The following is a 26211-nucleotide window of genomic DNA, read 5'->3' on the forward strand; positions in this document are numbered from 1 at the left end:
TGGATTGAGTGTCGGCCACGCAACCCCGCAAAACCGGGAATTGCCGGTGAAGCGACAAATACCTCGCCGGTGGGCAAGCAAGCCGGAATTCGAGGTCAGCCGAAATCATGCGCCGCAACGGCGGCGCTCGATCGCCAACGATCAAGCTGCCCGCAACAGGGCCTCGATCTCGAATACCGCGTGGTTGGTCAGCGTCTTGGGAATTTCCGCGCTGACCTTGTCGCTGACTTCCTTGTGCAGGATCTTGCGCATCGCGCCGAGCACGAGCGGCGGCGCGATGAGGATGATTTCGTCAAAAGAGCCTCGATGAGCCAGCTTGTAGAGCCGTTCGGCGAGTTCGTCGGCAAAGCGCTCCTTGCCGATCCGATGCCAATCCGTCTCCTCGACCGCGCTGCGATGAACCGAGGGGCCGTCATTGTAGCGACCGGGACTGTCGCTGCCTTGCTCGCGCGTTGGCGGGTTGTCCTGCCTCATTTCCTGCACCACTTCGAGGTTCGGAAATTTGGTGTCACCTGCATTTCTGAGGAAGAGCGCTTTTTCTCCGTCGGCCACCATGATCCAGATGCCGTGCTTCAACTTGATCGCGCTCATGACGCCGGGCTCCTTCCTTCGCTGCCGCCACGCTTGGCTTCACGCCGCGGCCAGGTATGATTTTGAATTGCGCATGCGGAAGGAACGCGCCTCGATCCGGTAATGTTCCAGCCAAAAAGCCAGGTCATACGGACGCTCCGTCGAGGTGGAGGCGCGCGCACGACCGCCAGGCAGCTTTAATCTACTAAATTAGTAGAATTTAGAAAAAACGGTTTTGTCATAAAGCGCGTTCGGCCCAAAAAAGAGGAGAAATCAAGGCCCGCGACAGCGGCTTGATGCCGGTCTCCGCAACAAGGTGGAATATTTTTCTCTTGGCCGCGGCCCTTTAGAAAAAGCGATTGCATCCCGGAAGGTGATGCGCGAGTGGGTTTCTTCAGCTTTTTCGCGCCCACGCGTAGAAGTGAAGACCAGATCAGGATTCCGTTCGTATCCATGCCGCAGCCCGCCCCCAAGCTCAATGCCTTCCCCGTCTTCGTACGGGTCGAGGACGAAGCCGTAACGATCGTCGGCGGCGGCGACGAAGCGTTGGCCAAGGCACGATTGCTTGGGCAGTCCAGCGCTACGCTGCGCATCGTCGCGGAGAGCGCCTCACCGGACATGCTCGGCTTCATCGCGCAGAGTGGCGCCACCCACATCGCGGCCTATGAGGCGAGCCGGCTGGAAGGCTCGGTGATGGTGTTCGCTGCCAGCGGCGATGAGGCGCTCGACCGGCGCGTTGTCCAGGATGCGCGCCGGCTCGGCATCCCCGTCAATGCGGTGGACCGGCCGGAGCTTTGCGATTTTTTCACCCCGGCGCTGGTCAATCGCGCACCGGTCGCGATCGCCATCGGCACGGAAGGCGCTGGGCCGGTGCTGGCGCAGATGCTGCGTGCCCGCATCGACCGCATGCTGTCGCCTTCGTTGGGCAGGCTGGCGGCTCTCGCCGCGTCGTTCCGGGCCGCCGCTGAAAGCCTGCCCAGGGGCAATTCGCGCCGCCGGTTCTGGAGCGAGTTCTTCGGCGGTGCGCCGGCGCGCGCCGTCGAAGCTGGCAAGCTTTCGCAGGCGCATGACGCAGCCGCCGATCTTCTGCGTTCGGCTGCATCCGCTTCAGGCCATATCGCCCTGGTTGGCGCGGGCCCCGGTGCCGAGGACCTTTTGACGCTGCGTGCGCATCGCCTGCTGATGGAGGCCGATGTCATCGTCCACGACGCGCTGGTGCCGGAGGCTGTCGTCGCCGTGGGCCGACGCGACGCCGAGCGGCTGGCGGTCGGCAAACGCAAGGGCTGTCACACCAAGAGCCAGGCCGAGATCAACGCGCTGCTGGTCGAGCTTGGCCGCGAAGGCAAGCGTGTGGTGCGGCTGAAGTCGGGCGATCCCCTGGTGTTCGGCCGGGCCGGCGAGGAGATGGCGGCGCTGCGTGATGCGGGCGTGGCCTATGAGGTGGTTCCGGGCGTCACCGCTGCTTTCGCCGCCGCCGCCGATTTCGAATTGCCGCTGACGCTGCGCGGGGTTTCCTCCTCGATGGTGTTCACCACCGGTCATGATCTCAAGGGCAATTCGCTGCCCGACTGGGCCAAGCTTGCCATTTCGGGTGCCACCGTTGCTGTCTATATGGGCCGCTCGGTGGCCGCAGAGGTTGCCGGCCGGCTGATCGAGGCCGGGCTTTCGCCCGATACGGCGGTAGCCGTGGTCGAGAATGCCAGCCTCGGCAATCGCCGCCGTTTCCACGGCACGCTTGCCGACCTGCCGTCGTTGGAAGCGCGCGCCGATCTCTCAGGTCCGGTCATGACCATCATCGGCGATGCGGTCGCCGGCGCCAATTTCGAACGGTCCGAACCGCTCGCGGCACACAGGCATGAAGGTGCGCCCATAGCTGCCACCGAGGGAGTTCAGCAATGAAGATACTGACCGCCAACCGGCTCGCCGACGGCATCGCCGTCTGGTACGCAGACGGCGGCTGGGCCGAGAGGGCGGACCATGCCGACCTCGCCCATGACAAGGCGGCCGAGGATCGCCTGGAAGCGATCGGTGCCAAGGCCCACGCCGACAACGAAGTCCTCGACGTCAACCTCATCGATGCCGAAATCGTGAACGGCGTTGTCGAGCCGGTGCGGTTGCGCGAGAAGATCCGCGCCGCGGGCCCGACCATCCGCAACGATCTTGGCAAGCAGGCCTCCCGGGCGGCGTAAGCCCAGACCGGAAGTGAACACGGGCGGACGCGCCCTGAAAGACGAAGCATGTACCGCTACGATGAGTTCGATCACGATTTTGTCCAGGCCCGCGTCGCCGAGTTCAGCGACCAGGTCCAGCGCCGGCTCGCCGGCGAGATCACCGAGGACCAGTTCCGGCCGCTCAGGCTGATGAACGGCGTCTACCTGCAATTGCACGCCTATATGCTGCGCATCGCGGTGCCCTATGGCACGCTGAACGGCAAGCAGTTGCGCATGCTCGGCCACATCGCGCGCAAATACGACAAGGGCTACGGCCATTTCACCACGCGCCAGAACATCCAGTTCCACTGGCCGGCGCTGTCCGACATTCCTGCGATCCTGGCCGATCTGGCGAGTGTCGAGATGCACGCCATCCAGACCAGCGGCAATTGTATCCGCAACGTCACCGCGGACCATTTCGCGGGTGCGGCGGCCGACGAGGTCGCCGATCCGCGTCCCTATGCGGAAATCCTGCGCCAGTGGTCATCTGTTCATCCGGAGTTTTCCTACCTGCCGCGCAAGTTCAAGATCGCGGTAACCGGCGCGGAGCGCGACCGCGCCGCCATCCAGACCCACGACATCGGCCTGCACCTGAAGAAGAACGCGGCCGGCGAGCTCGGCTTCGCCGTCTATGTCGGCGGCGGCCAGGGGCGCACGCCGATGGTCGCCAGGAAGATCCGCGATTTCCTGCCGGAAGCCGACCTTTTGTCCTACTGCACGGCGATCCTGCGCGTTTACAACCTGCATGGCCGCCGCGACAATAAGTTCAAGGCGCGCATCAAAATCCTGGTCCACGAGACCGGCGTCGAGGAGATCACGCGCCAGGTCGAGGCGGAATGGCAGCAATTGAAGGACGCCGAGTTGAAGCTGCCGGAAGCAGACATCCGCGCCATCGACGCCTATTTCGCGCCACCAGCGCTGACCGCGCGGCCGGACGGCGACGAGGCTGTAAAGCTGGCACGCCTCGATTCCAAGGGCTTCTCGGATTGGCTCGACCAGAACGTGGTGACGCATCGCCACCCCGACTATGCGGCGGTGACCATCTCGCTGAAGGGTATCGGCGAAGTGCCGGGCGATGCGACCGACAGCCAGATGGAAGCGATTGCCGATATCGCCGAGAAGTATGGATACAACGAGTTGCGCGTCAGCCACGAGCAGAACCTGATCCTGCCGCATGTGGCGCGCGCCGACCTGAAGGCGGTCTATGACGCGCTGGTCGATATCGGCCTGGCGACCGCCAATTCGAACCTGATATCGGACATCATCTCGTGCCCGGGCCTCGACTATTGCGCGCTGGCCACAGCGCGTTCGATCCCGATCGCGCAGGAGATCTCGCGTCGCTTCGCCTCGCTGGAGCGGCAGCGCGAGATCGGCGAGTTGAAGCTGAAGATCTCCGGCTGCATCAATGCCTGCGGCCATCACCATGTCGGACACATCGGCATTCTCGGAGTCGAAAAGAAAGGCACCGAGCTGTACCAGGTGACGCTTGGCGGTTCGGCCGACGAGAACACTTCGGTGGGCGAGATCATCGGCCGCGGCTTCTCGTCGGAAGAGATCACCGACGCCATCGAGCAGATCGTCGAGACCTATCTCGGCCTTCGGCTCAACTCACAAGAGAAATTCATCGACGCCTACCGCCGTGTCGGTCCCGCGCCGTTCAAGGAGGCGCTCTATGCTGGCGAAGCCAAGGCCGCTTGACCCTATCGTCGACGCCGATGACGGCATCGCCGCCAAAGCGGCGGGGTTTGACGCGCTTTACGGCCACCTGAATCCGCTCGACATCATCGAACGCGCGGCAGGCGACCTGTTTCACGATGAGATTGCCGCGGTGTCTTCCTTCGGTGCCGATTCGGCCGTGCTACTGCACATGATTTCCGAAGTCGATCGCTCGCTGCCGGTCATCTTTCTCGATACTGGCAAGCATTTCGAGGAGACGCTCGGCTATCGCGACGCCCTGGTCGCCGATTTCGGGTTGACCAACATCCAGGTGATCAAGCCCGACGAGGCAGCACTCGAGCGGATCGATCCGACCGGCAATCTGCACCAGACCAACACCGACGCCTGCTGCGACGTGCGCAAGGTCGAGCCGCTGGCACGGGGCGTGGCGCCTTTCCGCGCCTGGTTCACCGGCCGCAAACGCTTCCAGGCCTCGACGCGCGCAGCACTTCCGGTGTTCGAGGCGGTCGGCCCACGTATCCGCATCAATCCGCTGGCGCACTGGACGACGTCGGACCAGGCGGACTACATGCGCGCGCATGCACTGCGGGAAAATCCGCTGGTCGCCTATGGCTATCTGTCGATCGGCTGCTTCCCGTGCACCCAGCCGGTGCAGCCGGGCGAGGACGCGCGCAGCGGCCGCTGGGCCGGCCATGCCAAGACCGAGTGCGGCATTCACCTGTCGGGACTGGAGAAGTCGCTGACCGACGCATCGTTATAGGGTATGCTGATATTCAGGTGAGGCCGGCCTGCAAACGGCGGCTTCGGGGGCTCACGTACTACAAGTACGCTCCGCTCCGGCTCTCGGAAGCTACCGTTTTCGACTCGGGCCTGCTTGAATCTCCACACCCCCTTGAGCTCTTTGAATTTTAGGAAATTTCGATGACTGAACCGACGATACCGGAGACCCGCCTCTGGACCCCGACGGGTTTTCGGGAGGATGAGTGGGCTCATGCCGAAGGCGCGGAAGCGCTGTCCGGCAATGGCCGCTTCATCCTGCCGCTGCAGGCGTTTCTCGATCTCGATCCGGAGGTGCGCCGGTCGGCCAAGGAAAGGATCGGTGTCGTGCTGCAACCCGGCGATCAGCTCGAAAGGATTGCTGGCCTGCTCGACCAACTGTCGCTGGTGGCGCTGGCTTTTCCGTCGTTCAGCGATGGCCGCTCCTTCTCAAAGGGCGAATTGCTGCGCAGCCGACATCATTTCGAAGGTGCCGTGCGCGCCACCGGCCAGGTGCTGGTCGACCAACTGCCGCATATGCTGCGGCTCGGTTTCGATGAATTCGAAATCTCCAATCCCGTGCTCTTGAAGCGGCTGGACGAAGGCCGCACCGGCGGATTGGGACTCTACTACCAGCCTGCCGCCGTGCCGAAGCCCAAGGGACCAAAATACTCCTGGCGTCGGCTGCGTGCCGGCTGACGTCACGACACTTCCAGCGACAGGTTTGCGGCCGCCTGTCCTCTCCCGTCACGACGACAGGAGGTGCCGCCGGCGGATCGGGGACAGCAGAGCCAGGCAGAAGATGGCTACGCCGCCATCCGTGCCTGGCGAAACGACACCAGCTTGCCGCTGTTTTCATCCCACAGCGCCAGCTTGACGCAGCGCAGGCTATCAAGAAGGGTGATGCGGCCTATGCCGCGCAGTTCCGGATAATCGCGCAGCACTTCCTGCAGGCGGTAGCCTGGCACCTTCGCGGAGAGGTGATGGACATGATGGACACCGATGTTGCCGGTGAACCAGTTCAGCACCGGCGGCAGGTCATAATAGGAGGATCCGTGCAAGGCGGCACGCTGGAACTCCCACTCATCGTCCTTCGCCCATTCGGTCTCCTCGAACTGGTGCTGGACATAGAACAGCCAGATGCCGGCGGATCCGGCAAGGATGACGATCGGCAGGTGGACGACCAGAAAAGCGCCAATACCGACGAACCATATCAGGATCGACGCTGCCAGAACGATGGCGAGGTTGGTGGCCATCGAGGATACCCAGGGCTTCAGGCCACCGCGCATCATCCCGACCGGCAGCCTTTGCTCGAAGATGAAGAGCCATATCGGCCCCAGTCCGAACATGACCAAGGGATGGCGATAGAGACGATAGGCGAGGCGACCTCTCCAGGACATCCGCCGGTACTCCGCGACCGTCAACGTCTTGATATCGCCAACGCCGCGCTCGTCGAGATTACCCGCGCTGGCATGATGGGTGGCATGAGCACTCCGCCAGCAATCATAAGGCGTCAGCGTAAGCACGCCCAGGACGCGGCCTATCCAGTCATCGGCGGTGCGGTTGGCGAAGAAAGATCCGTGCCCGCAATCGTGCTGGATCATGAAAATCCGCACCAGGAAGCCCGCCGCCGGCAAGATCAGCACCAGCCCCCACCAATGGCCATAGGCAAAGGCGATCGAGGACAGCGCCCAGAGTGCTGCGAAAGGGATCAGGGTGATCGCCAGTTCGACGGCGCTGCGCCGCCTGTCCGGCTTCTTGTAGCGCGCCAGGATCTTCAACCAGGCGCGCTTACTGTTGGCGGCAGTCTCAGGGGAAATCATGTTCATCATGAAGCATAGGCGGAGGGGCCCGGCTCCCGCAAGGCTAATCACGAGAAATTACCGCGCGTAATTGTCGCGATGGGGCGCGGGATCCTCGATCCAGGCCGCGACTTCAGGTTCTGTTCTAACCCTTGCAACTCTGCCAACCCGGATCGCATCCGGTCACATGCATCAATGGCGCGCGCCGCCAGCCATGCTGTTTTCCAGGCCGTCGAGACGTTCGAGTTGGTCCCGGAAGCGGTCGGGAATGTCTTTCTCGGCGCGAAAGGCCGGCAGCGCATGCAGAAAGCGTCTCACCGCCGCCGTGCCTAGCTGGCGCCGGATTTCGGCGGCGATCCGATCTTTCTTTTCGCCCTTGTCGCGGGGTGTCATTTCAAAAATCCTGTGTCGGTTCGAAAATCCTCCAGCCAGCAAATGGTTCCCCGATCGCGCCGCCGGGGCAAGCAAAGGTGGAAGCTATGGTAAAGTTTGAATTAAAATCGAAGCATCGCACTGATCGCCATTCGGTTTGAACGGCTGGGCGCGTGCCTTCGCTTACCCCTTGATTTTTGCCCACCAAACCTCGATATCGGGCTCAAAATCTACACTATTCGAGATGATGGGAAACGGCGATGAGCGACCAGGCAAAAGACGAACGCGCGCCCGACGAAATTGAGGCGACCGAAGCCAATGCCGAGCGCACGGAAGGTGGCGTCGATGGCGATTATGAAGCGGTTGTGCGGCTCCTGAAGGAGAATGAAGAGCTGAAGGACAGGGCGCTTCGCGTTGCGGCCGAGATGGAGAACCTGCGTCGCCGCACCGCGCGCGACGTGCATGACGCGCGTACCTATGCGGTCGCGAACTTCGCCCGCGACATGCTGTCGGTTTCGGACAATCTGCGCCGCGCGCTGGACGCTATTCCCGCCGAGGCCAAGGCGTCCGGCGATGCGGGTTTCAAGGCGCTGATCGACGGCGTCGATCTCACCGAGCGTGCCATGCTGTCCGCACTGGAGCGGCACGGCGTCAAGAAGCTCGCGCCGGAAGGCGAGAAGTTCGATCCCAATTTCCACCAGGCCATGTTCGAAGTGCCCAATCCCGATGTGCCGGCCAACACGGTGGTGCAGGTCGTGCAGCCGGGCTATTCGATCGGGGAGCGGGTGCTGCGCCCGGCCATGGTCGGCGTTGCCAAGGGCGGCCCGAAAATCGCCGCCGGCGAAGCGCCGGTCGAGCCGGGGCCCGTCAACGAGCAGACGGAGAAGGACGCGTAGTTAGGGGAATAGGGAATAAGGCACTAAGGCACTAAGGCACTAAGGGGCGTATCAAGAGTACGGCTTCGTGCTAAACATACTCCCCTACTCCCCTGCTGCCTTACTCCCTGGTCCCGCCCTTGAACCCCATCGCGCTTCTCGACTATGCCGGCGTTGCGGTCTTCGCGGCGACAGGTGCGCTTGCCGCGTCGCGCAAGCAGCTCGACGTTATCGGCTTCCTTTTCCTGGCGTGCGTCACCGGCATCGGCGGCGGCACTCTTCGCGACGTCATCCTTAACCTGCCGGTTTTCTGGATCGCCAATTCCAGCTATGTGCTGATCTGCGCGGCGGTTGCGGTGCTGGTGTTTTTCAGCGCACACCGTGTCGAATCCCGCTGGAAGTGGCTGCTCTGGCTCGACGCCGTCGGGCTAGCCGCTTTTTCGGTGATGGGTGCGGCCAAAGGGTTGGCCATCACCGGTTCGCCGGTCGTTTCCGTCATCACCGGCGTGCTGACCGCCACATTCGGCGGCATCCTGCGCGACGTGCTGGCAGGGGAGCCTTCGGTGCTGCTGAGGCCGGAAATCTATGTTACGGCCGCCCTGGTTGGCGCGTCGATCTTCACATTGGGCGATGTCGCCGGACTGCCGCAGATCGTGTCAGGCTTGGCCGGTTTCGCCGCGGCATTCGCCGTGCGCGGCGGCGCGCTCAAATTCGGCTGGTCGTTTGCGTCCTACAAGAGCCGGCCCGGCAGGCGGCCGGAGGATATTTCGTGAGAGAAGGGATTAGGGACTAGTGAGTAGTGAGTAGTGATTAGGGTTAATCAGTAGGTGTAAATTATGATGTCTTCACTACTGACTACTGACTACTGACTACTGACTACTGCTCACGCAGCAAAACGCTGCGCTTCCCCGCCGTAATAATTGACGTAGCGGGCGCCGATCTCCTTGACCGGCATCACCACGAACACATCGACCGTCGAGAATTCACGATCGATGACGCAGCCGTCGCCGATGCGGGCGCCGACCCTGAGATAGCCCTTGACCAAGGGCGGCATCGCAGCGATCGCTGCCTTGGCATTGACCGCCTCGATCGGCATCAGGTCCATGGAACAATAGCGCCCGGCGACGGCGCGCACGTCCCAGGCCGAATTCGTGCGGCAGTGATGCGCCAGATAGGTGAGCGCCTCGGCATGGGCCGCCGGCACCGTGCCCTGGAAAGACGCACAGCCGGTCATCACGCCAATGCCGTAGTGGTTGATGTAGGCCCAGATGCCTTGCCACAATGCCTCGATGGTGCGCTTCGAACGGTATTCCGGCAGGACGCAGGAGCGGCCGAGCTCGAGAAAGCGCTGGCCGGGGTGACGGGCGATGAGCTTGGTCAGCTCGAACTCGCCTTCGGAATAGAAGCCGCCGGCGGCCGCAGCGATTTCTTGCCGCAGCAGCCGGTAGGTCCCGACGATGCGGCGATGTTCGGGGCCGGAAAGCGAGGTATCGAAGACGAGCAGGTGATCGCAGTGCGGATCGAAGCGGTCGGCATCACGGCGGTCCTGCACCTGAAACAGGTTCTTCCTGGCGCCAAGCTCGTCGTAGAATACCCGGTAGCGCACTTCCTGCGCGGCCGCGATCTCGGCCTCGTTGCGGGCCAGCCGCACTTCGAGGTTGCCGATACGGCCGAGCGCTGCGCCCTTTGTGACGGAATCGACATTGCGCCCGGCAAGCAAGGCGCCGCCGGCGTTCGGCCGAGTGTCACATTCCGGCATAACTGTATGCACGAGTGATTCTCCTTCGAGCCATCCCTCTTGGCACGGGGATACGGTGTAGGTGCAACAGGATTGTGACAGTACCGTGATACGGCGTCGCGGGCAATACTTCGTCGGCTGGCGAATACGGTCAACCGGCTACGTTATGCAAAAGCAAGGTGGCGCCGCTCGGCAGGAGATTGATGAAAAAAAGGCTCAGGCGGCGACCTGCCCCTCGATGGCGTCGACCAGTGCATCGGGGTCGAGCGGCTTGGTGACAAAGCCGCTGGCGCCGTGGGCGAGCACCGCATGGCGGGTCTTTTCCTGGCTGTCGGCCGACAGCACCATGATGGGCACTGGCGGCACGGCCGTCTCCTCCTCATGGCGGCGGATGGCGGCGATGGCGTCCATCCCATCCATCACCGGCATGTGCAGGTCCATCAGCACCACGTCGAAGCGGTGTTTGTGTCCGGCACCGGTAACGGCCTCGACCGCCGCCTTGCCGTTGCCGACAACCTTGACGCGATGACCGGCCTTCAGCAGCGTGGCGCGAGCGAGCATGGCGTTGATGTCATTGTCCTCGGCGATCAGCACCGACAGGCCACGCTGGCGATCACTGGCGGCGCGAAGCGCCGGCGGGTGGGGCTTTTCCGGCCGTGTCGGGGCAAGCGCCGGCGCATGACTGCTCAGAAGCACACGCAAAAGTGTTCCGCCTCGCACCGGTCTGGCGAGGAAGGTCGCGTAGCCGCTGGCGCGGAACTCGCCGAGCATGCCGCGATCGGTCGGGGCGATCAGCGTGATGGCTTCGCAATCGGAAAAACCGCTTTGGCGCAGCCGCTTGAGCAGTCTTCCGTCGCCCTCTTCCATGGCCGCGTCGACCAGCAGCACGTCGCAATCGCCGGAGAACGATGCCGCCTGCGCCACGGTGGTGGCGATATCGACCGCGCCGCCGTTGGCGCGGATGCTGCGGGCGATGGCGTCGGCCTCGACGATATTTCTCGACAGGATTACCGCGTGCCTGCCCTGAAGCGCGTCCATGCGGCCCGGTGGTGGCTCGCTCGCGGAGATGGCCGGGATATCGAAGACGAATTCCGAACCCTGACCCAGCCGGCTGGAGACGGAAATCGTGCCGCCCATGGCGGTCACCAGGCGCTTGGAGATGGCAAGACCGAGACCGGCTCCGCCATGCGCGCGCGTCGAGGTACCGTCGGCCTGCTCGAACTCCTCGAAAATGCGCTCCATGTCGTCTTCATGCAGGCCTGGCCCGGTATCCGCGATGGTGAAGCATATGCGGTCGGTGGTTTCAGTGCGGGCGCGCGCTATACTCACCAGCACCCCGCCGCTGTCGGTGAACTTGATGGCGTTGCCGATCAGGTTGAGCAGCACCTGCCTGACCCGGCCCGGATCTGCGGTGATCAATTGCGGCACGTCGGGCTCGACATGGCAGCCGAGGCCGATATCCTTGGAGAAGGCGCGCGCGGCGAGGAGCTCGACAACGTTGTCGGCGATCTCGCGCACCGACATTGGCTGCGGTTCGGGATCGAAGCGTCCCGCCTCGATCTTGGAATAGTCGAGCAGGTCCTCGATGAGGGCCAGCAGCGCGCTGGCCGAGGTCGAAATGGCGCCGACATAGGTCTGCTGCTCCGGCGACAGGCTGGTATCGGCCAACAGCCTGGCCATGCCCATGATGCCGTTCATCGGCGTGCGGATTTCATGGCTGACGGTGGCGAGGAAGCGCGATTTGGCCTGGCTTGCGTATTCGGCCCGCTCGCGCGCGGTGATCAGCGAGGATTCGGCACGCTTGCGGGCGGTGATGTCGCGGGCGATGGCGCGATGCGAGACAGCACCGCTGTCCTTGTCGCGCACCGACAGTTCGATCCACGAGAACCAGCGCGAACCCCCGGGCGTGCGGATGGCGACGTCGGTGGAACTCAGGCATTCATGGTCGGAAAAGGCGGCGTCGGGAACGATACCGACTTCGATGCCGAGTTCCGCCAGGGTCTTGCCGGCGAGGTCGCGCTGATCGACCTCGACGAGATCGGCGAACACCTTGTTGGCATAGACGATATAGCCGTCGCGGTCGCGGTGGATGACGAGATCGCCAAGCGCGTCGATCAGACCGCGAAAGCGCTCTTCGCTCTCCTGCATCTCCCACATGCGATCGGCCAGCGTCTCGATCTCGGCACGGCTGCGAGCCGTGGTTTCATCAAGCAGCGCGGCGGTGCGGTGTTCGTTCCTTCTGGCGCGCAGGTGCAGGCCGAAGCCGGCAAGGCCGGTCGCCAGCAAAGCGAGGCTGATGAAGATCGGCGCGCCGGTCAGGTGGGTCAGCCCCGCCAGCATGATGATGGCGACGAAGGTCAGCAGCGGCAAGCCTTCGCGGCCGGCCAATCGCGGCTCATTCCTGGCCTGTTGCGGCTCAGGCGCCAGCGGCGGTGCGGCGACGAACCGCCGCGCCGACGCCGGCGGGGGTACCGCATCGACGTCTTCGCCAGTCTCCACTTCCTGGATGCCGGATTCCGCGACCATGCGAAAATCCTACCGGACAGAAATTATGGAAGCCTGCGGGGGATCGTTCGAATTTTAGCGGATAGGTTGTTTTACCCCGGCGAACTCACTGCATGTCTACGACGACGCGGCCGCGGATCTTGCCGTCGACGATGTCGCGCGCGGCGTCGATGATGTCGTCGAAGCCGATGGTCGTGGACAGGCTGGCGAGCTTGCGCAGATCCAGGTCGGCGCCGATGCGGCGCCAGGCCTCGAGCCGCACCGGTTTCGGCGCCATCACCGAATCGATGCCGAGCAGCGAAACGCCGCGCAGGATGAAAGGTGCCACGCTCGACGGCAGGTCCATGCCGCCGGCCAGGCCGCAGGCCGCGACGGCACCGCCATAGGAGGTCATAGAGAGCACATTGGCCAGTGTGTGGCTGCCGACGGAATCGATGCCGCCCGCCCAACGCTCCTTGGCGAGCGGCTTGGTCGGCTGGCTGAGTTCGTCGCGCGATATCACCTCCGCGGCGCCAAGATCGATGAGATACGGGCTTTCGGCATTGCGCCCTGTCGAGGCAATGACGTGATAGCCCAGGCTGGACAGGATGGAGACCGCGACCGAACCGACGCCGCCGGCCGCGCCCGTCACCACCACGGGCCCGCGATCGGGCACGATGCCGTGCCGCTCCAGTGCCATGACGCACAGCATTGCGGTATAGCCCGCGGTGCCGACCGCCATCGCGTCATGCGCGCTGATGCCGTCGGGGAGCGGCACCAGCCAGTCGCCGTTGACGCGGGCGCGCCCGGCATAGGCGCCAAAATGCGTCTCGCCGACGCCCCAGCCGTTCAGGATGACCTTGTCTCCCTTGCGCCAGTCGGGATGCGAAGAGGATAGGACCGTTCCGGCGAAATCGATGCCTGGCACCAAGGGCCAGCGGCGAATGACCGGCGCGTTGCCTGATATTGCGAGCCCATCCTTGTAGTTCACCGTCGTCGCTTCGACGGCGACGGTGACGTCACCTTCCATGAGATCGGCTTCGGTGAGGTCGGTCACCGCCACCGACTGTTTCTTTTCGGCGTCGCGCGAAACGAGGATGGCTTTGAAGGTTTCGGGCATTTTTCTCTCCTCGATCTATCGACGTTTGGACTCTGCTGCGGCGGCCGCGCCGGGTCAATCGCTCAGGCGTCGGGACCCTGGGGCTTGGGCTGGCGCCGCCAGCCGAAAACTTCGTCAAGCACGACCAGTGCGGCGCCGACCGAAATGAAGGCGTCGGCGAGATTGAACACGGCGAAGGACCAGACCGGAGTGTGGAACAGGATGTAGTCGATGACGTGGCCGTAGACGGCACGGTCGATCAGATTGCCGAGCGCGCCACCGATGATCAGGGCAAAGCCGGTGCGGGCAACCACATGGCCTGCGGGCGTGTGCGTGGCCAGATAGAGCACGAAGCCGACGACGAGCACGGCGATGACCACCAGGCCGGTATCGCCGAAGGATGAGAACATCGAGAAGGCGATGCCGGTGTTGTAGGTGCGAAACAGCGCCAGGAAGGGCAGGAGATCGAGCTTTTCCTGAAAGGGAAGGCCGGTCTCGACCAAATGTTTTATCCACTGGTCGAGCGCGATCGCCGCGACGACCAGCAGCGCATAGGGAGACCATGATTTCACGATTGGGCAACCCTCATTGCGGATCCACCATTGGATCCAGCTTCAGCGCGCCGCGGCGGATCTCGAACAGCATGACGCCGGTGGCGACGGCAAGATTGAGCGAATCGGCTCGGCCTGCCTGCGGAATCCTGAGCAGCCTGTCGCAACTCGCCGCCAGGCTTTCGGGCAGGCCTTGCTGTTCATTGCCCATCATCAGCAGCACCGGCCCCCGGGAAAAATCGACCGAGCGGTAGTCGACCGCGCCTTTGAGGTGCGTGCCGGCGACGAGGCCAGAAAACCCGCCGCGCCAGGCGAGGAATGCGTCGGTCGTCGCCTTGGCCACCGGAACGGCGAAGATCGAGCCCATGGTGGCGCGCACCGTCTCCACCGAAAAGGGATCGGTGGTGTCTCCGACCAGGATCACGCCCTTCGCGCCTACGGCGTCCACCGTGCGGATGACGGTGCCGAGATTGCCGGGATCACGCACCCGGTCGAGCGCCACCCAGACATCGCCATTGTCGGCGCGGATATCCTTCAGGGCCAGGAATTTCTGCGAGAAAACGCCGATCACCATTTGCGGATTGTCGCGGCGGGTTATGGCGACAAGCACTTTTTCCGAGACTTCAAGCACCGTGCCGCCGGAAGCCACCGTGCGCGCAGCGACCTTCTCCACCGCCGCGTTGCCGCGTCCGGCCTTGGCGAAGACCAGGGTCCTGATATGCCAGCCGAGGTCGAGCGCATCGATGACCAGCTTCAGTCCCTCGGCCATGAAGGCGTTCTGCTGGTCGCGGAATTTTTTCAAGGCTAGCGCCTTGATGTCCTTGACCAGCGGATTGGCGAGGCTGGTGACCTCTTTCACCTGCCCGACCGGACGGGCGCCGTCATATCCACTCATCAGGCCACCCAGCGCGAGAACAGCGAGGTCGACAGCGCGCGGCCCGCCGATTTTTCGCGGATGATCAATTCGCCCGATTCAACCCTGCCGCCCATGCCGGCAAAGGTGTCGCGCATGAGGGCATGGATGGCGAAGAAGGAGGCGCGGATCGAATAAGCGGTCAGCACCACGGCAAGCGGTTTCGGGGTCAGGATCGATCGGCAGAGATCGGTCAATGCCGGCAGGTCCTCGAACAACTGCCAGACCTCGCCCTTGGGGCCGCGGCCATAGGCGGGCGGGTCGAACAGAACGATGTCATAGCGGCTGCCGCGGCGCTCCTCGCGCTCGGCGAATTTCACCGCGTCTTCGACGATCCAGCGGATCGGCTTGTTGCCAAGCCCGGCCATCTCCTGGTTTTCGCGGGCCCAGCCGATCGCCTTTTTCGAGGCATCGACATGAGTGACCTCGGCGCCGGCGCGCGCCGCCACCAGCGAGGCAAGGCCGGTATAGCCGAACAGGTTGAGCACCTTGACCGGCCGCCTGGCCGCCGCGATCAGTCCGGCCATGTGATCCCAGTGCGAGGCCTGCTCGGGAAACACGCCGACGTGGCGAAACGAGGTGAAGCGGCCGAGATAGTCGATGCCGTCGTGCTTCATAGGCCAGGTCTCGCCGAGCGGCGTCCCGGGGAAGCGCCAGCGGCCAATGCCTTCCTCGTCGGTATCGCCGGTGAAGACAGCGTCGGCGCGGTCCCATTCCCTTGCCGGTAGCGCCTTCTGCCAGATCGCCTGGCCCTCGGGGCGGACGATCCGATAAGGACCGTATTGTTCGAGCTTCTGGCCGGCGCCGCTGTCAAGCAGCGCATAATCGGCATTGGGCGCCACTTCGAGGATCAGCGGAAGCTGTTCGGCCGGAAGAGCGCCGTCGCGACGGGCCAGGATGCGGGGCGCCGACTTCTGCTCGGGGCGCTCGTCGACCTTGGCCTCGGGCCGCTCCTGCGGCCTGGCCGTTCCACGGCCTTCATGCGGACGCACCCGTTGTGCACCGCTTTTTGCGGGCGGACGGCTGTCGCGGCGTTTGTCGCGAAAAGATTTCAAGCAGGAGCATCTCCGAGGCGTGGCCGCTTTTGACATAGGGCAACCGGCTTCGCAACCAAGTCCGCCGCGCAAGCGTCGCCTGGTCATGTCGGCTTGCGATGGACCAATATCAAAGAAACAGGCAAATCTTCGATATGTCCCGCTCCGAACGCCTGCTCGACCTGATCCAGACATTGCGCCGGCATCGCATGCCGGTGAGCGGGCAGTCGCTCGCCGACGAACTCGGGATTTCAATTCGCACGCTTTACCGGGACATCGCAACGCTGCAGGGCCAGGGGGCGCCGATCGAGGGCGAGGCGGGGCTCGGCTATGTGCTGAAGCCCGGATTCATGCTGCCGCCGTTGATGTTCAGCGACGAGGAGATCGAGGCAATTGTGCTCGGTTCGCGCTGGGTCGCCAAGCAGCCGGATTCGCGGCTTTCGTCAGCGGCCGTCAACGCGCTTGCCAAGATCGCGTCGGTGCTGCCTGATGATCTGCGCGAGGATCTCGACGCCACCACACTGCTGGTCGGGCCGCCCAGCGGGACTGTCGAAGGCATCGATCTCGGCCTGGTGCGGCAGGCGATCCGCAACGAGCGCAAGCTGGACTTCTTCTATCGCGATGCCGGTGGCGCGGGCTCGCGGCGCATCGTGTGGCCGTTCGCGCTTGGGTTCTTCGACAAGGTGCGGGTCGTGGTGGCGTGGTGCGAAATGCGGCAGGATTTCCGGCATTTTCGCACCGACCGCATAGCCGAGCTCAAGACGACGGATCTGCGCTATCCGCGCCGCCGTCAGGCGCTGCTGAAGGAATGGCGGGCAACGCTCGACACCCCACGGCGTTAGCGGTGTGTAAGCTGTCCAGGGCGCCTTTCGTGACGGATACTGCCAGAATCTGACAGTGATGCGCTTTATGTCTGTCCCGGTCGAAACCCCTGGAGAACAGTCATGGTCACCCCCAATTTCGTCATCCTCTACGTCGACCAGCCGCAGCGTAGCGGCGCCTTCTACAGCGCGCTGCTCGGCCGCGAGCCGGTCGAAAGCGCGCCGACATTCGTGCTGTTCGTGCTCGACAACGGTTTCAAACTCGGTCTCTGGTCGAGGCATACGGTGGAACCGGCGGCGGCAGCGGCCGGCGGCGGGGCGGAGCTGGTCTTTGCGCTGGAGACGCCCGAGGCAGTCGATGCCGCCCATGCCGACTGGTCCGGACGTGGGCTGAAGATCCTGCAGGCGCCGACCGACATGGATTTCGGCCGCACCTTCGTTGCGCTCGATCCCGACAACCATCGCCTGCGGGTCTACTGGCTGTCGGACGGGCAGCAGGCCGACGGGGAGCAGGAATGAGCGCGTATTGGATCGCGGTGGCGTCGGCGCAGCACGTCCGGCGCGGCCGCGAGGGCGGCTTTATGCAGGTCAACCACGGCAAGGCGGCGCCGCTGCGGCGGATGCAGCCCGGGGACGGCATTGTTTATTATTCGCCGACAACGATTTTGGGCGAGAAAGACGGGCTGCGGGTGTTCACGGCGATCGGCACGGTACGGGAGGGAGAACCCTATCAAGGCGACATGGGCGGCGGCTTCACGCCCTTTCGCCGCGACGTCGACTGGGCGGCGGCCGGGGAAGCGCCGATCAAGCCATTGCTCGACAGGCTGGACTTCACGGCCGGCAAGCCGAATTGGGGGTATCAACTGCGCTTCGGCCTGTTCTCGATAAGCGCGGCCGATTTCGCCGTAATCGCCGAAGCTATGGGCGCTAACCAGCCGGGACAGTAAGCTAGGTCCTGAGCGCCTTGTAGACGGCAATGCCGGCGGCAAGGTCCTCGAGCGCGGCGCCGACCGACTTGAACAGCGTGATCTCGTCGGCGCTCCGGCGCCCTTGCTTCTGACCGCGCGCCAGCTCGTGCAAATCGGCTATGATGGCTTCCGATTTCAGCACGCCGGAAGCGAGCGGTATGACGATGTCGCCCGCTTCCTTGGTGGCGCCGGCGTGGGTGTCGACATAGACCCGGGCGCGCCCTATCGCCTCGTCGTCGCTTTCGCGCATTGTCGGGGTGAAGCCGCCGACCATGTCGACATGGCTTCCCGGCTTCAGGCGGGCGCCCTTGATCAGCGGATCGGTGGCGATCGTCGCCGACGAGACGATATCGGCCTGGCCGAGCTCGGCATCGAGATCGGTCGCTGCGCTCGCCGCGAAGCCCTCGGCGCGCAGTCCGGCGGCGACCTTCTCGGCGTTGTCCAAGGTGCGATTCCAGATGCGGATGGTCCTGATCGGCCGCACGGCGCAATGCGCCTTGGCGAGGAATGGCGACAGCGCACCGGCCCCGATCACCAGCAGCCGGGAAGCGTCTTCGCGCGCCAGATAGGATGCGGCGAGCGCCGAGGCGCAGGCCGTGCGCCATTGCGTCAGCCGCTGGCCGTCGATCAGGGCCTCCGGTTCGCCGGTGGCGCCGTTGAGCAGGAGATAGACCCCCATCACCGCCGGTTTGCCGATGGCATTGTTGTCGGGCGAGACGGTAACGATCTTGACGCCGACGTGTCCCCCGGCCGAGATGCCGGCTGCGTTGAAGTCGGTCCAGGCCGGCATCAGCAGCAAGGTCGAGGCCGCACCGTCCGGCCGTTCGACCGTGTGATGGTGCCGGACAGGTTGCACCGCGCCGTCACGGAAAGCCACGCGCAGCGTCTCCACCAGCCCTGGGAAGGTCAACGCCTGGTCGACCTCTGCGGCCGAAATGGTCAGCATGGGAAACTCCGTGAAGAAAATCGCGGGCCCGAGAGGGCCCACAGCGCCGTGCGGCGGTCAGTTGGTCGGCTTCGGCAGCACCGGTCCCTGCGGTGTCGACGGGGTGCGGCCGATCGCCTGGCGCAGGTTCTCGGCCTCGACGCCGCGCTGGCGCGCCAGCTTGCGGTAGCGTCCCTGCTTGACCCAGGTCGCCAGGCTGCCGACGACCATGCCGACGGCGAGGGCCAGGAACAGAAAGATGAACAGCGGCAAAGTGAGCGTCAGCGCCGGATTGCCGGGATTGAATGGATCCAGCGTGAAGGCGACGAGTTCGCGATTGGCGACGGCCAGCGCGATCAGGATGATCGCCAGGGGCACGAAGACCACGATGAGCATGAAGCGATTGAGCATGATGTTTTCCGTCGGAAACCGACCTCCCGGGAAGGGCCGGTCTGGCGTCGCGCCTACTTTCCGCCATTCAGCCTTTCGCGCAGTTCCTTGCCGGTCTTGAAGAAAGGCACCCATTTCTCCTCGACCTCGACGGATTCACCAGTGCGCGGGTTGCGGCCGGTGCGGGCCGGGCGGTTTTTCACCGAAAAGGCGCCGAAGCCACGCAATTCGACCCGGTTGCCTTCGGCGAGCGCGTCGGTGATCTCGTCGAAAATCGCGCCGACGATGTTTTCAACGTCGCGCAGGAAAAGATGCGGATTGCGCGTGGCAATAATCTGCACAAGTTCGGACTTGATCATCGGACGGGTCCCCTGAAATCGGTGCGGTCGAAATTATGAGGATGATTTTGTTTGCTTTTTCATCCACCCCAAACGGCGTCTCAAGGGTGCCAGACGGAAACGAGACCGTCAAGAAACAAGCGGTCGGCGCCAAGTTCATGGATGATATCGCCGCTGTAGTCCGGCAGGCCGAGCGCGCCGGCGATCGTTCTCACCATCGCTTTGGACAACAGGAAGCCGCCGCGCCGCTCCGTGTCCTTCCATTCGACCACCTTGAGTTTCGAGTCGACGCCCTTGGTCGCCAGCCAGTCGATCGCCTCGGTCTCGCCGCCGACGGCGTCGATCAGGCCGTTGGCGACCCCTTGGCGACCGGTGAAGATCGATCCGTCGGCGAGCGCCAGCGCTTGCTCGCGGGTCATCTTGCGGCGTTCGGCGACGATGCCGACGAACCAGTCGTAGCTGTCGAGGATGAGCTTGCGGACCATGGCGCGCTCGTCGTCGTTGGTCGGCTTGAAAGGCGAGGGCGAGGCCTTGAGCGGCGAGGATTTCACTTCCTCCAGCTTGACGCCGAGCTTGTCCATCAGGCCGCTGACATCAGGATACTGGATCAACACGCCGATCGAGCCGACGATCGAGGTCTTGCGGGCGACGATGTGATCGGTGGCGCTCGCGATCATGTAGCCGGCCGACGCGGCGAGCGTGCCGACCTCGGCCGCGACAGGCTTGTCGGCGGCGAGCTTGCGCACCTCCTCATAGATCGATTCACCGCCGACGGTGGTGCCGCCGGGGGAATCGATGGCGAGGATCACGCCTTTCACCCTCGGCGACTTGCGGATGGCTTCCAGCCGCTCGATCAGTTCGTCGTCCTCGGTTATGGTGCCTTCGATCCTGACCTTGGCGATATGATCGACGGCCGAGCCGCCGAAATCGTCGCGATAGAACCAGGCCGAGATCGCAATGACGCCGAGCGCAACGATGGCGATGGCCGCAGCGCGCCAGAAGGTCAGCTTACGCCGCAAGCGGCGGCGGTCGATCAGGTCGTCGGCTCTCAATGCCATGGTCAGCCTCACGGTCGATGGAAAGAGATGCTTTTAGACCATGACGTCCCGGTCTGGAAGCAATTCCGTCTGCGCAGGACGCGGCAATCCGCGCGCGGCGCACGCGAGGCAAGTGCGCGTCAGCGTCCGCCAAGACGTCGGTTTCGTGATTGGTCCGTGAAACGAACGGCAGGTAAGGGGAGAGCCGATGGTAACGAAAAATGTACGCCAGACGTCTATTTCTGCTATGAAGCAGGGCTGTCGGTGTTGATCCGTTCTGATCTGCACGACAGCAACTGTCACATTTTCGCGGTTTTCGTCGGCTTGTGCTTGCTTGAAAGCGCCGACGTCCCACCTATAGGCGGTGTTGCCCGGCGGGGCAGGGGTTTTAGAAGAAAGCAGTTATGTTAGCGCGAACGAGTGAAGCGAGCAGCACCGAGACGGAGTTGGCTCCCCCGGCGGACGGCCCGGCGAGGGGGGACGCGTTCGATCGCGCACGGCGGCATTCGCGCCGGGTGCGGGTGCTCAAATTCGCCGTGCCGGTGCTAGCGGCGTTGATCGCCATTGCCTTCCCGGTCTATTCCTACCTCGCCGCACCGGTGTCCGTCGCGGTCCAGGCGGAAGGCACCGCCTTTTCCAACGGCAAGCTGGTGATGGCCAACCCCAAGCTCAACGGCTTCACCAAGCAGAAGTTGCCCTATTCCATGACGGCATTGCGCGCCATACAGGACGTCAGCACGCAAGGCATCATCGAACTCGACGGCATCGATGCCAAGGTGCCGATCGCGGCCGACAATGTCGCTGCGATCAAAGCCACGCATGGCACCTACGATCGCGACGGCAATACGATGCACCTGACCAGCGACGTCACGATCGCCACGACCGACGGCCTTCAGGCCAAGTTCAAATCGGTCTTCCTCGACATGGGCAAAGGCACTATGAAGACGGATGACCCCGTGGACGTCAGCCGTGACGGGTCGCAGATCACCGCGAATTCCTTGTCGGTGCAGGACAATGGCAAGGTTCTGGTGTTCGAGAACAAAGTGCGCGTCAATATCGATCCCGCCAATCTGAAGGCGGCAGAGGCAAAGGGCGAAGAAGCGAATGTGGCTCATTAGTTCGACACGGCTTGCCGCCGCAGCTTCGGCGCTGCTTTTGCTGGGGCTTGCGCCGGCGCTGGCGCAATCCAGCGCCGAGAGCGCGTCCGGGCTCAAACTGTCGGGCGACAAGCCCATCCAGATCGAGAGCGACAAGCTGGAGGTCCGGCAGGCGGACAACGTCGCCGTGTTCACCGGCAACGTCACGGTCGTGCAGGGACCGACCCTGCTCAAGTCCGGCAAGATGATGGTCTACTACGTCAAGGACCCGAACGCGGCCGCAAAGGGGACGGAAGCAGCGGGAGCGGCGATGACCGGCTCCGCCAACATCGATCACCTTGAAGTCAGCGGAAAAGTTTACATCAAGTCGAATGACCAGATCGCGACCGGTGACAATGGCACCTTCGACATGAAGACGCAGGTGCTGGTCCTGTCCGGCAAGGAAGTGGTGCTGTCGCAAGGCCCCAATGTCCTCAAGGGCTGCAAGCTCACCGTGCAGATGAAGACCGGCCTCGCCAATGTCGACGGCTGCGGCGGACGTGTCATCATGTCGATGACGCCACCGCCGAAATCGGGAGCGACGAACCCCTGATGGCCAGCCTGTCGTCGCTGACGGCGCGTCTTCCGGGGCGGGCCGCCGGCAAGGTTTCGGCTCCGGCCACGGTCACCGCCGATAAGGCGAAGTTCAAGGGAACCTTGATCGCCAAGGGCCTGACCAAGAGCTACAAGGGTCGCAAGGTGGTCAGCGGCGTCACGCTCGGGGTGCGTGCCGGCGAGGCCGTCGGGCTTCTCGGTCCGAACGGTGCCGGCAAGACCACCTGTTTCTACATGGTCACCGGCCTGGTGCCCGTGGACGAGGGCACGATCGAGATCGACGGCTTCGATGTCACCTCCATGCCGATGTACCGGCGTGCGCGTCTGGGCATCGGCTATCTGCCGCAGGAGGCCTCGATCTTCCGCGGCCTCAGCGTCGAGCAGAACATTCGCGCCGTGCTGGAAGTGGTCGAAAAGAGCCGCAAGGAGCGCGAGCGCAGCCTCGACGAACTGCTCGAGGAGTTCCACATCAGCCATCTGCGCAAGGCGCCATCGATGTCGCTTTCCGGCGGCGAACGTCGGCGCCTGGAGATCGCGCGTGCGCTGGCCACGCGCCCGGCCTACATGCTGCTCGACGAGCCTTTCGCCGGCATCGACCCGATTGCCGTCGCCGACATCCAGCAACTGGTGCGTCATTTGACGGCGCGCGGCATCGGCGTGCTCATCACCGATCACAATGTGCGCGAGACGCTCGGCCTGATCGACCGCGCCTACATCATCCATGCCGGCCAGGTGCTCACTCATGGCCGGGCCGATGAAGTGGTCGCAAATCCCGACGTGCGGCGGCTCTATCTGGGCGAGGGATTCACGCTTTGAGCGTGAAATTTGTTTCCTGACGCGATTTTTTGCCTGTCAGGGGCCGCTTTTTCGTGATTTTGCTCCGGGATAACGCTCCGGTAAGCGGGTTTTGCTAGCGTTTGCCTTGACAAGCAAAAGCCGGGCCAGTTTCTATCGGTTCGCGAAAATTCCTTCCGGCAGTCCGGATGCAGACGAGGCGTTTGAAACCGAACCATGGCGTTGGCGGCGAAACTACAGCTACGACAGTCGCAGTCGCTGGTGATGACGCCACAGCTGATGCAGTCGATCCGGCTGCTGCAGTTCACCCATGCCGAACTCGAGCACTTCATCGACGAGGAGATCGAGCGCAACCCGTTGCTGGAGCGCGCCGAGCCGCAGGACGACGCCGCCAGCGACCAGGCGCCGAGGACCGAGGCGGCACCGGAAACGGCCGACGACGGCGACTGGTTCGAGACCGAAGCGGGATGGAGCGCCGAGGCGATCTCGGAAAAGCTCGACACATCGCTGGAGAACCTGTTCCCGGACGACCCGGGCACCAGCGAGCGGCTCGGACCAGACCTCACGGCACAGTGGAAATCGGCGACCGGCAATGGCGGCACGTCCTCGTCCGAAGGCTTCGATGCCGGCGACATGGCGGCGACCGCGATCACGCTGCGCGATCATGTCAGCGAGCAGATCGCGCTCGCTTTCGCCGATCCGGCGGCGCGCCTGATAGCCGGCGAACTCGCGGACGGCCTCGACGAGACCGGCTATATGCGCGCCGATATGGCTGAGATAGCCTCGCGCCTTGGTAGCGGCGCCGACGCCGTGGCCAAGGTGCTGTCGGTGTGCCAGACCTTCGAGCCGGCCGGCCTGTTCGCCCGTGACCTTGCCGAATGCCTGTCGCTGCAACTTGCCGTGCGCGACAGGCTCGATCCGGCGATGAAGGCGCTGATTGCCAATCTCGAACTCCTGGCGCGCCGCGATTTCCACACGCTGAAGCGGATCTGCGGCGTCGACGAAGAGGACCTGCTGGACATGCTGGCCGAGATCCGGGCGCTCGATCCGCGGCCGGGCATGGCATTTTCGGGCGGCGCCAGCGACGCCGTCATTGCCGATGTCGAGGTGCGCGCGGCCAATGACGGCAGCTGGACGGTCGAGCTCAACGCCGAAACGCTGCCGCGCGTGCTGGTCGACCACATCTATTTCGCCCAGGTTTCGCCGCACGCCAAGAACCAGGCCGAAAAGGATTTCCTGGCCGAGTGCCTGCAGAACGCCAATTGGCTGACGCGCAGCCTCGATCAGAGGGCAAAGACCATTCTCAAGGTCGCATCGGAGATCGTGCGCCAGCAGGATGCCTTCCTCGTCCATGGCGTGCGCCAGCTGAAGCCGCTCAACCTGCGCACGGTGGCCGACGCCATAGGCATGCACGAATCGACCGTCAGCCGGGTCACCGCGAACAAGTACATGCTGACGCCGCGCGGCGTGTTCGAACTGCGCTATTTCTTCACCGCCTCGATAGCCGCGTCGGGCGGTGGCGAGGCGCATTCGTCGGAAGCGGTGCGCGACCGCATCAAGCAATTGATCGACGAGGAAAAAACCGTCGACGTCCTGTCCGACGACGCGATCGTCGACATGTTGCGCGAAAGCGGCGTCGACATCGCCAGGCGTACGGTCGCCAAATACAGGGAAGGCATGAATATCCCGTCCTCGGTGCAGCGCCGGCGCGAGAAGCGGGCCCTTGCCAGCGCCGGGCGCTAGGTTCGGCGATTTTCCACAGGGTTTCGCGCTTCATTGACAAGCTGCGGTGAAGTGGCTAGAAGCCCGCCCGCATGAGACGGGCTCGACGCCCGCTAGCGGATGGTCCGTCACGACAATGGCCTAGGGATGGTCAAGAAGGCGGCTTGTGATCAACCGGAAAGTTTGGATTTAAATCGGCGCGAGTGACGCCGCAAAGCTTGTGCGCACGGACCACGAGTATAAACTCCGGCCAGTTTGAAGCCTGAGCAAGGAAGGTCAGTTTTCAGATGAATCTGCGCATATCGGGAAAACACATGGATATCGGCGATGCGTTCCGTACGCGCATCAACGATCGTGTCGGCGAGGCGATCGGCAAATATTTCGACCGCGGCTTTGCCGGACATGTCACCGTCATCAAATCGGGCTCGCGCTATTCGGCGGATTGCATGATCCGGCTGGATTCCGGCGCTTCGCTGCAGGCGACCGGCGATGCCCAGGACCCGACGCTGGCTTTCGAGGCCGCGGCGGATCGTCTGGAAACCCGGCTTCGGCGCTACAAGCGCCGGCTGAAATCGCACAATTCGGGCAATGGCGAGCTCACCGATATCGCCTACACGGTGATGGCGCCACTCGCCGATGACGACGAGGACATTCCGGAGGATTTTGCGCCGGCCATCGTCGCCGAATCGACCATGACGCTGAAGACCATGTCGGTGGCGTCGGCGGTCATAGAACTCGACACAAAGGACAGTCCGGTCTTCGTCTTCCGCAACGCCGGAAACAATCACGTCAACATCGTCTATCGCCGGCCGGATGGGAACATCGGCTGGATCGATCCGTCCACGACCAAGGTCGCACAGGGATAAAACCGGCCGCACGAGGGGTGGGGACTGGTGACGGCAGGCGAACAAGGGATTTTCAAGTATGGATCTGAGCGATCTCATCAACGTTCCGGCGATATTGCCGGCGTTGAAGGCGAACTCCAAGAAGCAGCTTCTGCAATTGCTGTCGGAGAGGGCGGCCGCGATTTCCGGCATTCCGGAGCGGGAGGTGTTCGACACCATCCTGCAGCGCGAGCGGCTCGGCTCGACCGGGGTCGGCAACGGCATCGCCATTCCGCACGGCAAGCTGGCCGGCGTGAAGCGCATCGCCGGCGTGTTCGCCCGCCTGGAGACGCCGGTCGATTTCGAGGCGCTCGACGACCAGCCGGTCGACCTGGTGTTCCTGCTGCTGGCCCCTGAAGGGGCCGGCGCCGATCATCTGAAGGCGCTGTCGCGCATCGCGCGGGTGCTGCGCGACGCCGATACGGTGGCCAAGATCAGGGGAACGCGCGACGCCGTGGCGATCCACGCGCTTTTATCGGACACCCAGGCCTCGCACGCGGCCTGACGTTTTCTGGATGAACAATGGTAGGGCCGCCACGGGCGGCCCCGTTCGTTTTCA

29 protein-coding genes are annotated in these 26211 nt (G+C 63.8%); 16 read left to right on the plus strand and 13 right to left on the minus strand.

Annotated elements, in window-relative coordinates:
• Window positions 1-141 precede the first annotated feature (141 nt).
• Entirely contained in the window at window positions 142-591 is a 450-nt protein-coding gene (locus FJ942_RS03880; RefSeq protein WP_140513765.1) for a host attachment family protein, read from the minus strand.
• 432 nt (window positions 592-1023) lie between these two features.
• On the opposite strand from FJ942_RS03880, the gene cysG reads away from it, so the two are divergent.
• The 5 genes from cysG to FJ942_RS03905 all read left to right on the plus strand — a co-directional run bounded on the left by cysG (window position 1024) and on the right by FJ942_RS03905 (window position 5912).
• Complete coding sequence (gene cysG, locus FJ942_RS03885) at window positions 1024-2469, plus strand: siroheme synthase CysG (protein ID WP_140897249.1); 1446 nt, start codon at window positions 1024-1026, stop codon at window positions 2467-2469.
• Window positions 2466-2759 carry a DUF2849 domain-containing protein gene (locus FJ942_RS03890; protein WP_140500242.1) on the plus strand — a complete coding sequence of 98 codons (294 nt, stop codon included), beginning with the start codon at window positions 2466-2468 and terminating at the stop codon, window positions 2757-2759. The genes cysG and FJ942_RS03890 overlap by 4 nt, the downstream gene beginning before the upstream one ends.
• A gap of 48 nt (window positions 2760-2807) precedes the next feature.
• Window positions 2808-4478: a nitrite/sulfite reductase gene (locus FJ942_RS03895; protein WP_140513763.1), complete on the plus strand. Its 1671-nt coding sequence runs from the start codon at window positions 2808-2810 to the stop codon at window positions 4476-4478.
• Complete coding sequence (locus FJ942_RS03900) at window positions 4453-5217, plus strand: phosphoadenylyl-sulfate reductase (RefSeq protein ID WP_140500238.1); 765 nt, start codon at window positions 4453-4455, stop codon at window positions 5215-5217. Before FJ942_RS03895 ends, FJ942_RS03900 begins: the two co-directional genes overlap by 26 nt.
• Before the next feature lie 161 nt (window positions 5218-5378).
• Entirely contained in the window at window positions 5379-5912 is a 534-nt protein-coding gene (locus tag FJ942_RS03905; RefSeq protein ID WP_140500236.1) for a DUF934 domain-containing protein, read from the plus strand.
• A 107-nt stretch (window positions 5913-6019) separates the two neighbouring features.
• Here FJ942_RS03905 and FJ942_RS03910 read toward each other — a convergent pair whose 3' ends face one another.
• Window positions 6020-7042 (minus strand): fatty acid desaturase, encoded by a 1023-nt coding sequence (locus FJ942_RS03910; RefSeq protein WP_140897250.1) that lies wholly within the window; start codon window positions 7040-7042, stop codon window positions 6020-6022.
• A gap of 165 nt (window positions 7043-7207) precedes the next feature.
• Window positions 7208-7408 carry a hypothetical protein gene (locus FJ942_RS03915; protein ID WP_140500234.1) on the minus strand — a complete coding sequence of 67 codons (201 nt, stop codon included), beginning with the start codon at window positions 7406-7408 and terminating at the stop codon, window positions 7208-7210.
• Window positions 7409-7647: 239 nt separating this feature from the next.
• Between FJ942_RS03915 and grpE the strand changes: the two genes are divergently transcribed.
• Together grpE and FJ942_RS03925 are read left to right on the plus strand one after the other, a co-directional pair.
• Entirely contained in the window at window positions 7648-8283 is a 636-nt protein-coding gene (gene grpE / locus FJ942_RS03920; protein ID WP_140897251.1) for a nucleotide exchange factor GrpE, read from the plus strand.
• Between the two features lie 119 nt (window positions 8284-8402).
• Window positions 8403-9035, plus strand: coding sequence for a trimeric intracellular cation channel family protein (locus FJ942_RS03925; RefSeq protein ID WP_140500230.1), 633 nt, complete (start codon window positions 8403-8405; stop codon window positions 9033-9035).
• Between the two features lie 110 nt (window positions 9036-9145).
• On the opposite strand, the gene FJ942_RS03930 is transcribed toward FJ942_RS03925, so the two are convergent.
• The 6 genes from FJ942_RS03930 to FJ942_RS03955 form a co-directional block, all read right to left on the minus strand.
• Window positions 9146-10033, minus strand: coding sequence for a GNAT family N-acetyltransferase (locus FJ942_RS03930; RefSeq protein ID WP_140500229.1), 888 nt, complete (start codon window positions 10031-10033; stop codon window positions 9146-9148).
• A 183-nt stretch (window positions 10034-10216) separates the two neighbouring features.
• Window positions 10217-12526, minus strand: coding sequence for a PAS domain-containing hybrid sensor histidine kinase/response regulator (locus tag FJ942_RS03935; RefSeq protein ID WP_140897252.1), 2310 nt, complete (start codon window positions 12524-12526; stop codon window positions 10217-10219).
• Between the two features lie 85 nt (window positions 12527-12611).
• Window positions 12612-13604: an MDR family oxidoreductase gene (locus FJ942_RS03940; protein WP_140897253.1), complete on the minus strand. Its 993-nt coding sequence runs from the start codon at window positions 13602-13604 to the stop codon at window positions 12612-12614.
• A gap of 62 nt (window positions 13605-13666) precedes the next feature.
• On the minus strand, window positions 13667-14155 hold the full coding sequence (gene lspA / locus FJ942_RS03945; RefSeq protein WP_140897254.1) for a signal peptidase II: 489 nt from the start codon (window positions 14153-14155) through the stop codon (window positions 13667-13669).
• Between the two features lie 13 nt (window positions 14156-14168).
• Window positions 14169-15029, minus strand: a complete 861-nt coding sequence (locus tag FJ942_RS03950; RefSeq protein WP_140560244.1) for an RNA methyltransferase — start codon at window positions 15027-15029, stop codon at window positions 14169-14171.
• Window positions 15029-16102 (minus strand): class I SAM-dependent rRNA methyltransferase, encoded by a 1074-nt coding sequence (locus FJ942_RS03955; RefSeq protein ID WP_140897255.1) that lies wholly within the window; start codon window positions 16100-16102, stop codon window positions 15029-15031. Before FJ942_RS03955 ends, FJ942_RS03950 begins: the two co-directional genes overlap by 1 nt.
• Before the next feature lie 134 nt (window positions 16103-16236).
• On the opposite strand from FJ942_RS03955, the gene FJ942_RS03960 reads away from it, so the two are divergent.
• From FJ942_RS03960 to FJ942_RS03970, 3 genes are all read left to right on the plus strand, one after another.
• Entirely contained in the window at window positions 16237-16923 is a 687-nt protein-coding gene (locus tag FJ942_RS03960; RefSeq protein ID WP_140897256.1) for a YafY family protein, read from the plus strand.
• Between the two features lie 102 nt (window positions 16924-17025).
• A complete protein-coding gene (locus FJ942_RS03965) occupies window positions 17026-17421 on the plus strand; it encodes a VOC family protein (protein WP_140897257.1) in 396 nt (131 codons plus the stop codon).
• Complete coding sequence (locus tag FJ942_RS03970) at window positions 17418-17849, plus strand: EVE domain-containing protein (RefSeq protein WP_140632940.1); 432 nt, start codon at window positions 17418-17420, stop codon at window positions 17847-17849. Before FJ942_RS03965 ends, FJ942_RS03970 begins: the two co-directional genes overlap by 4 nt.
• 1 nt (window position 17850) lies before the next feature.
• Here the strand turns inward: FJ942_RS03970 and FJ942_RS03975 are convergent, their stop codons facing one another.
• From FJ942_RS03975 to sppA, 4 genes are all read right to left on the minus strand, one after another.
• Complete coding sequence (locus FJ942_RS03975; protein WP_140897258.1) at window positions 17851-18816, minus strand: ornithine cyclodeaminase family protein; 966 nt, start codon at window positions 18814-18816, stop codon at window positions 17851-17853.
• A gap of 57 nt (window positions 18817-18873) precedes the next feature.
• Window positions 18874-19206, minus strand: a complete 333-nt coding sequence (locus FJ942_RS03980) for a DUF1049 domain-containing protein (RefSeq protein WP_140500210.1) — start codon at window positions 19204-19206, stop codon at window positions 18874-18876.
• Between the two features lie 53 nt (window positions 19207-19259).
• On the minus strand, window positions 19260-19544 hold the full coding sequence (locus FJ942_RS03985; RefSeq protein WP_006200394.1) for an integration host factor subunit beta: 285 nt from the start codon (window positions 19542-19544) through the stop codon (window positions 19260-19262).
• Window positions 19545-19624: 80 nt separating this feature from the next.
• A complete protein-coding gene (gene sppA, locus FJ942_RS03990) occupies window positions 19625-20581 on the minus strand; it encodes a signal peptide peptidase SppA (protein ID WP_140513756.1) in 957 nt (318 codons plus the stop codon).
• Window positions 20582-20964: 383 nt separating this feature from the next.
• Between sppA and lptC the strand changes: the two genes are divergently transcribed.
• The 6 genes from lptC to ptsN all read left to right on the plus strand — a co-directional run bounded on the left by lptC (window position 20965) and on the right by ptsN (window position 26157).
• Window positions 20965-21678, plus strand: coding sequence for an LPS export ABC transporter periplasmic protein LptC (gene lptC / locus FJ942_RS03995; RefSeq protein WP_140560247.1), 714 nt, complete (start codon window positions 20965-20967; stop codon window positions 21676-21678).
• Window positions 21665-22249 (plus strand): LptA/OstA family protein, encoded by a 585-nt coding sequence (locus FJ942_RS04000; RefSeq protein ID WP_140566097.1) that lies wholly within the window; start codon window positions 21665-21667, stop codon window positions 22247-22249. The genes lptC and FJ942_RS04000 overlap by 14 nt, the downstream gene beginning before the upstream one ends.
• Window positions 22249-23067 (plus strand): LPS export ABC transporter ATP-binding protein, encoded by an 819-nt coding sequence (lptB, locus tag FJ942_RS04005; RefSeq protein WP_140500202.1) that lies wholly within the window; start codon window positions 22249-22251, stop codon window positions 23065-23067. Before FJ942_RS04000 ends, lptB begins: the two co-directional genes overlap by 1 nt.
• Window positions 23068-23262: 195 nt before the next feature.
• A complete protein-coding gene (rpoN, locus tag FJ942_RS04010) occupies window positions 23263-24789 on the plus strand; it encodes an RNA polymerase factor sigma-54 (RefSeq protein WP_140897259.1) in 1527 nt (508 codons plus the stop codon).
• A gap of 266 nt (window positions 24790-25055) precedes the next feature.
• Window positions 25056-25634 carry a ribosome-associated translation inhibitor RaiA gene (gene raiA / locus FJ942_RS04015; RefSeq protein WP_140500197.1) on the plus strand — a complete coding sequence of 193 codons (579 nt, stop codon included), beginning with the start codon at window positions 25056-25058 and terminating at the stop codon, window positions 25632-25634.
• A 58-nt stretch (window positions 25635-25692) separates the two neighbouring features.
• The gene (gene ptsN / locus FJ942_RS04020) at window positions 25693-26157 is read left to right on the plus strand and encodes a PTS IIA-like nitrogen regulatory protein PtsN (protein WP_135898701.1); all 465 of its coding nucleotides are present in this window, start codon (window positions 25693-25695) and stop codon (window positions 26155-26157) included.
• Window positions 26158-26211 lie beyond the last annotated feature (54 nt).

The sequence above is a fragment of the Mesorhizobium sp. B2-4-2 genome (genome assembly GCF_006442845.1).
Lineage (GTDB): Bacteria > Pseudomonadota > Alphaproteobacteria > Rhizobiales > Rhizobiaceae > Mesorhizobium.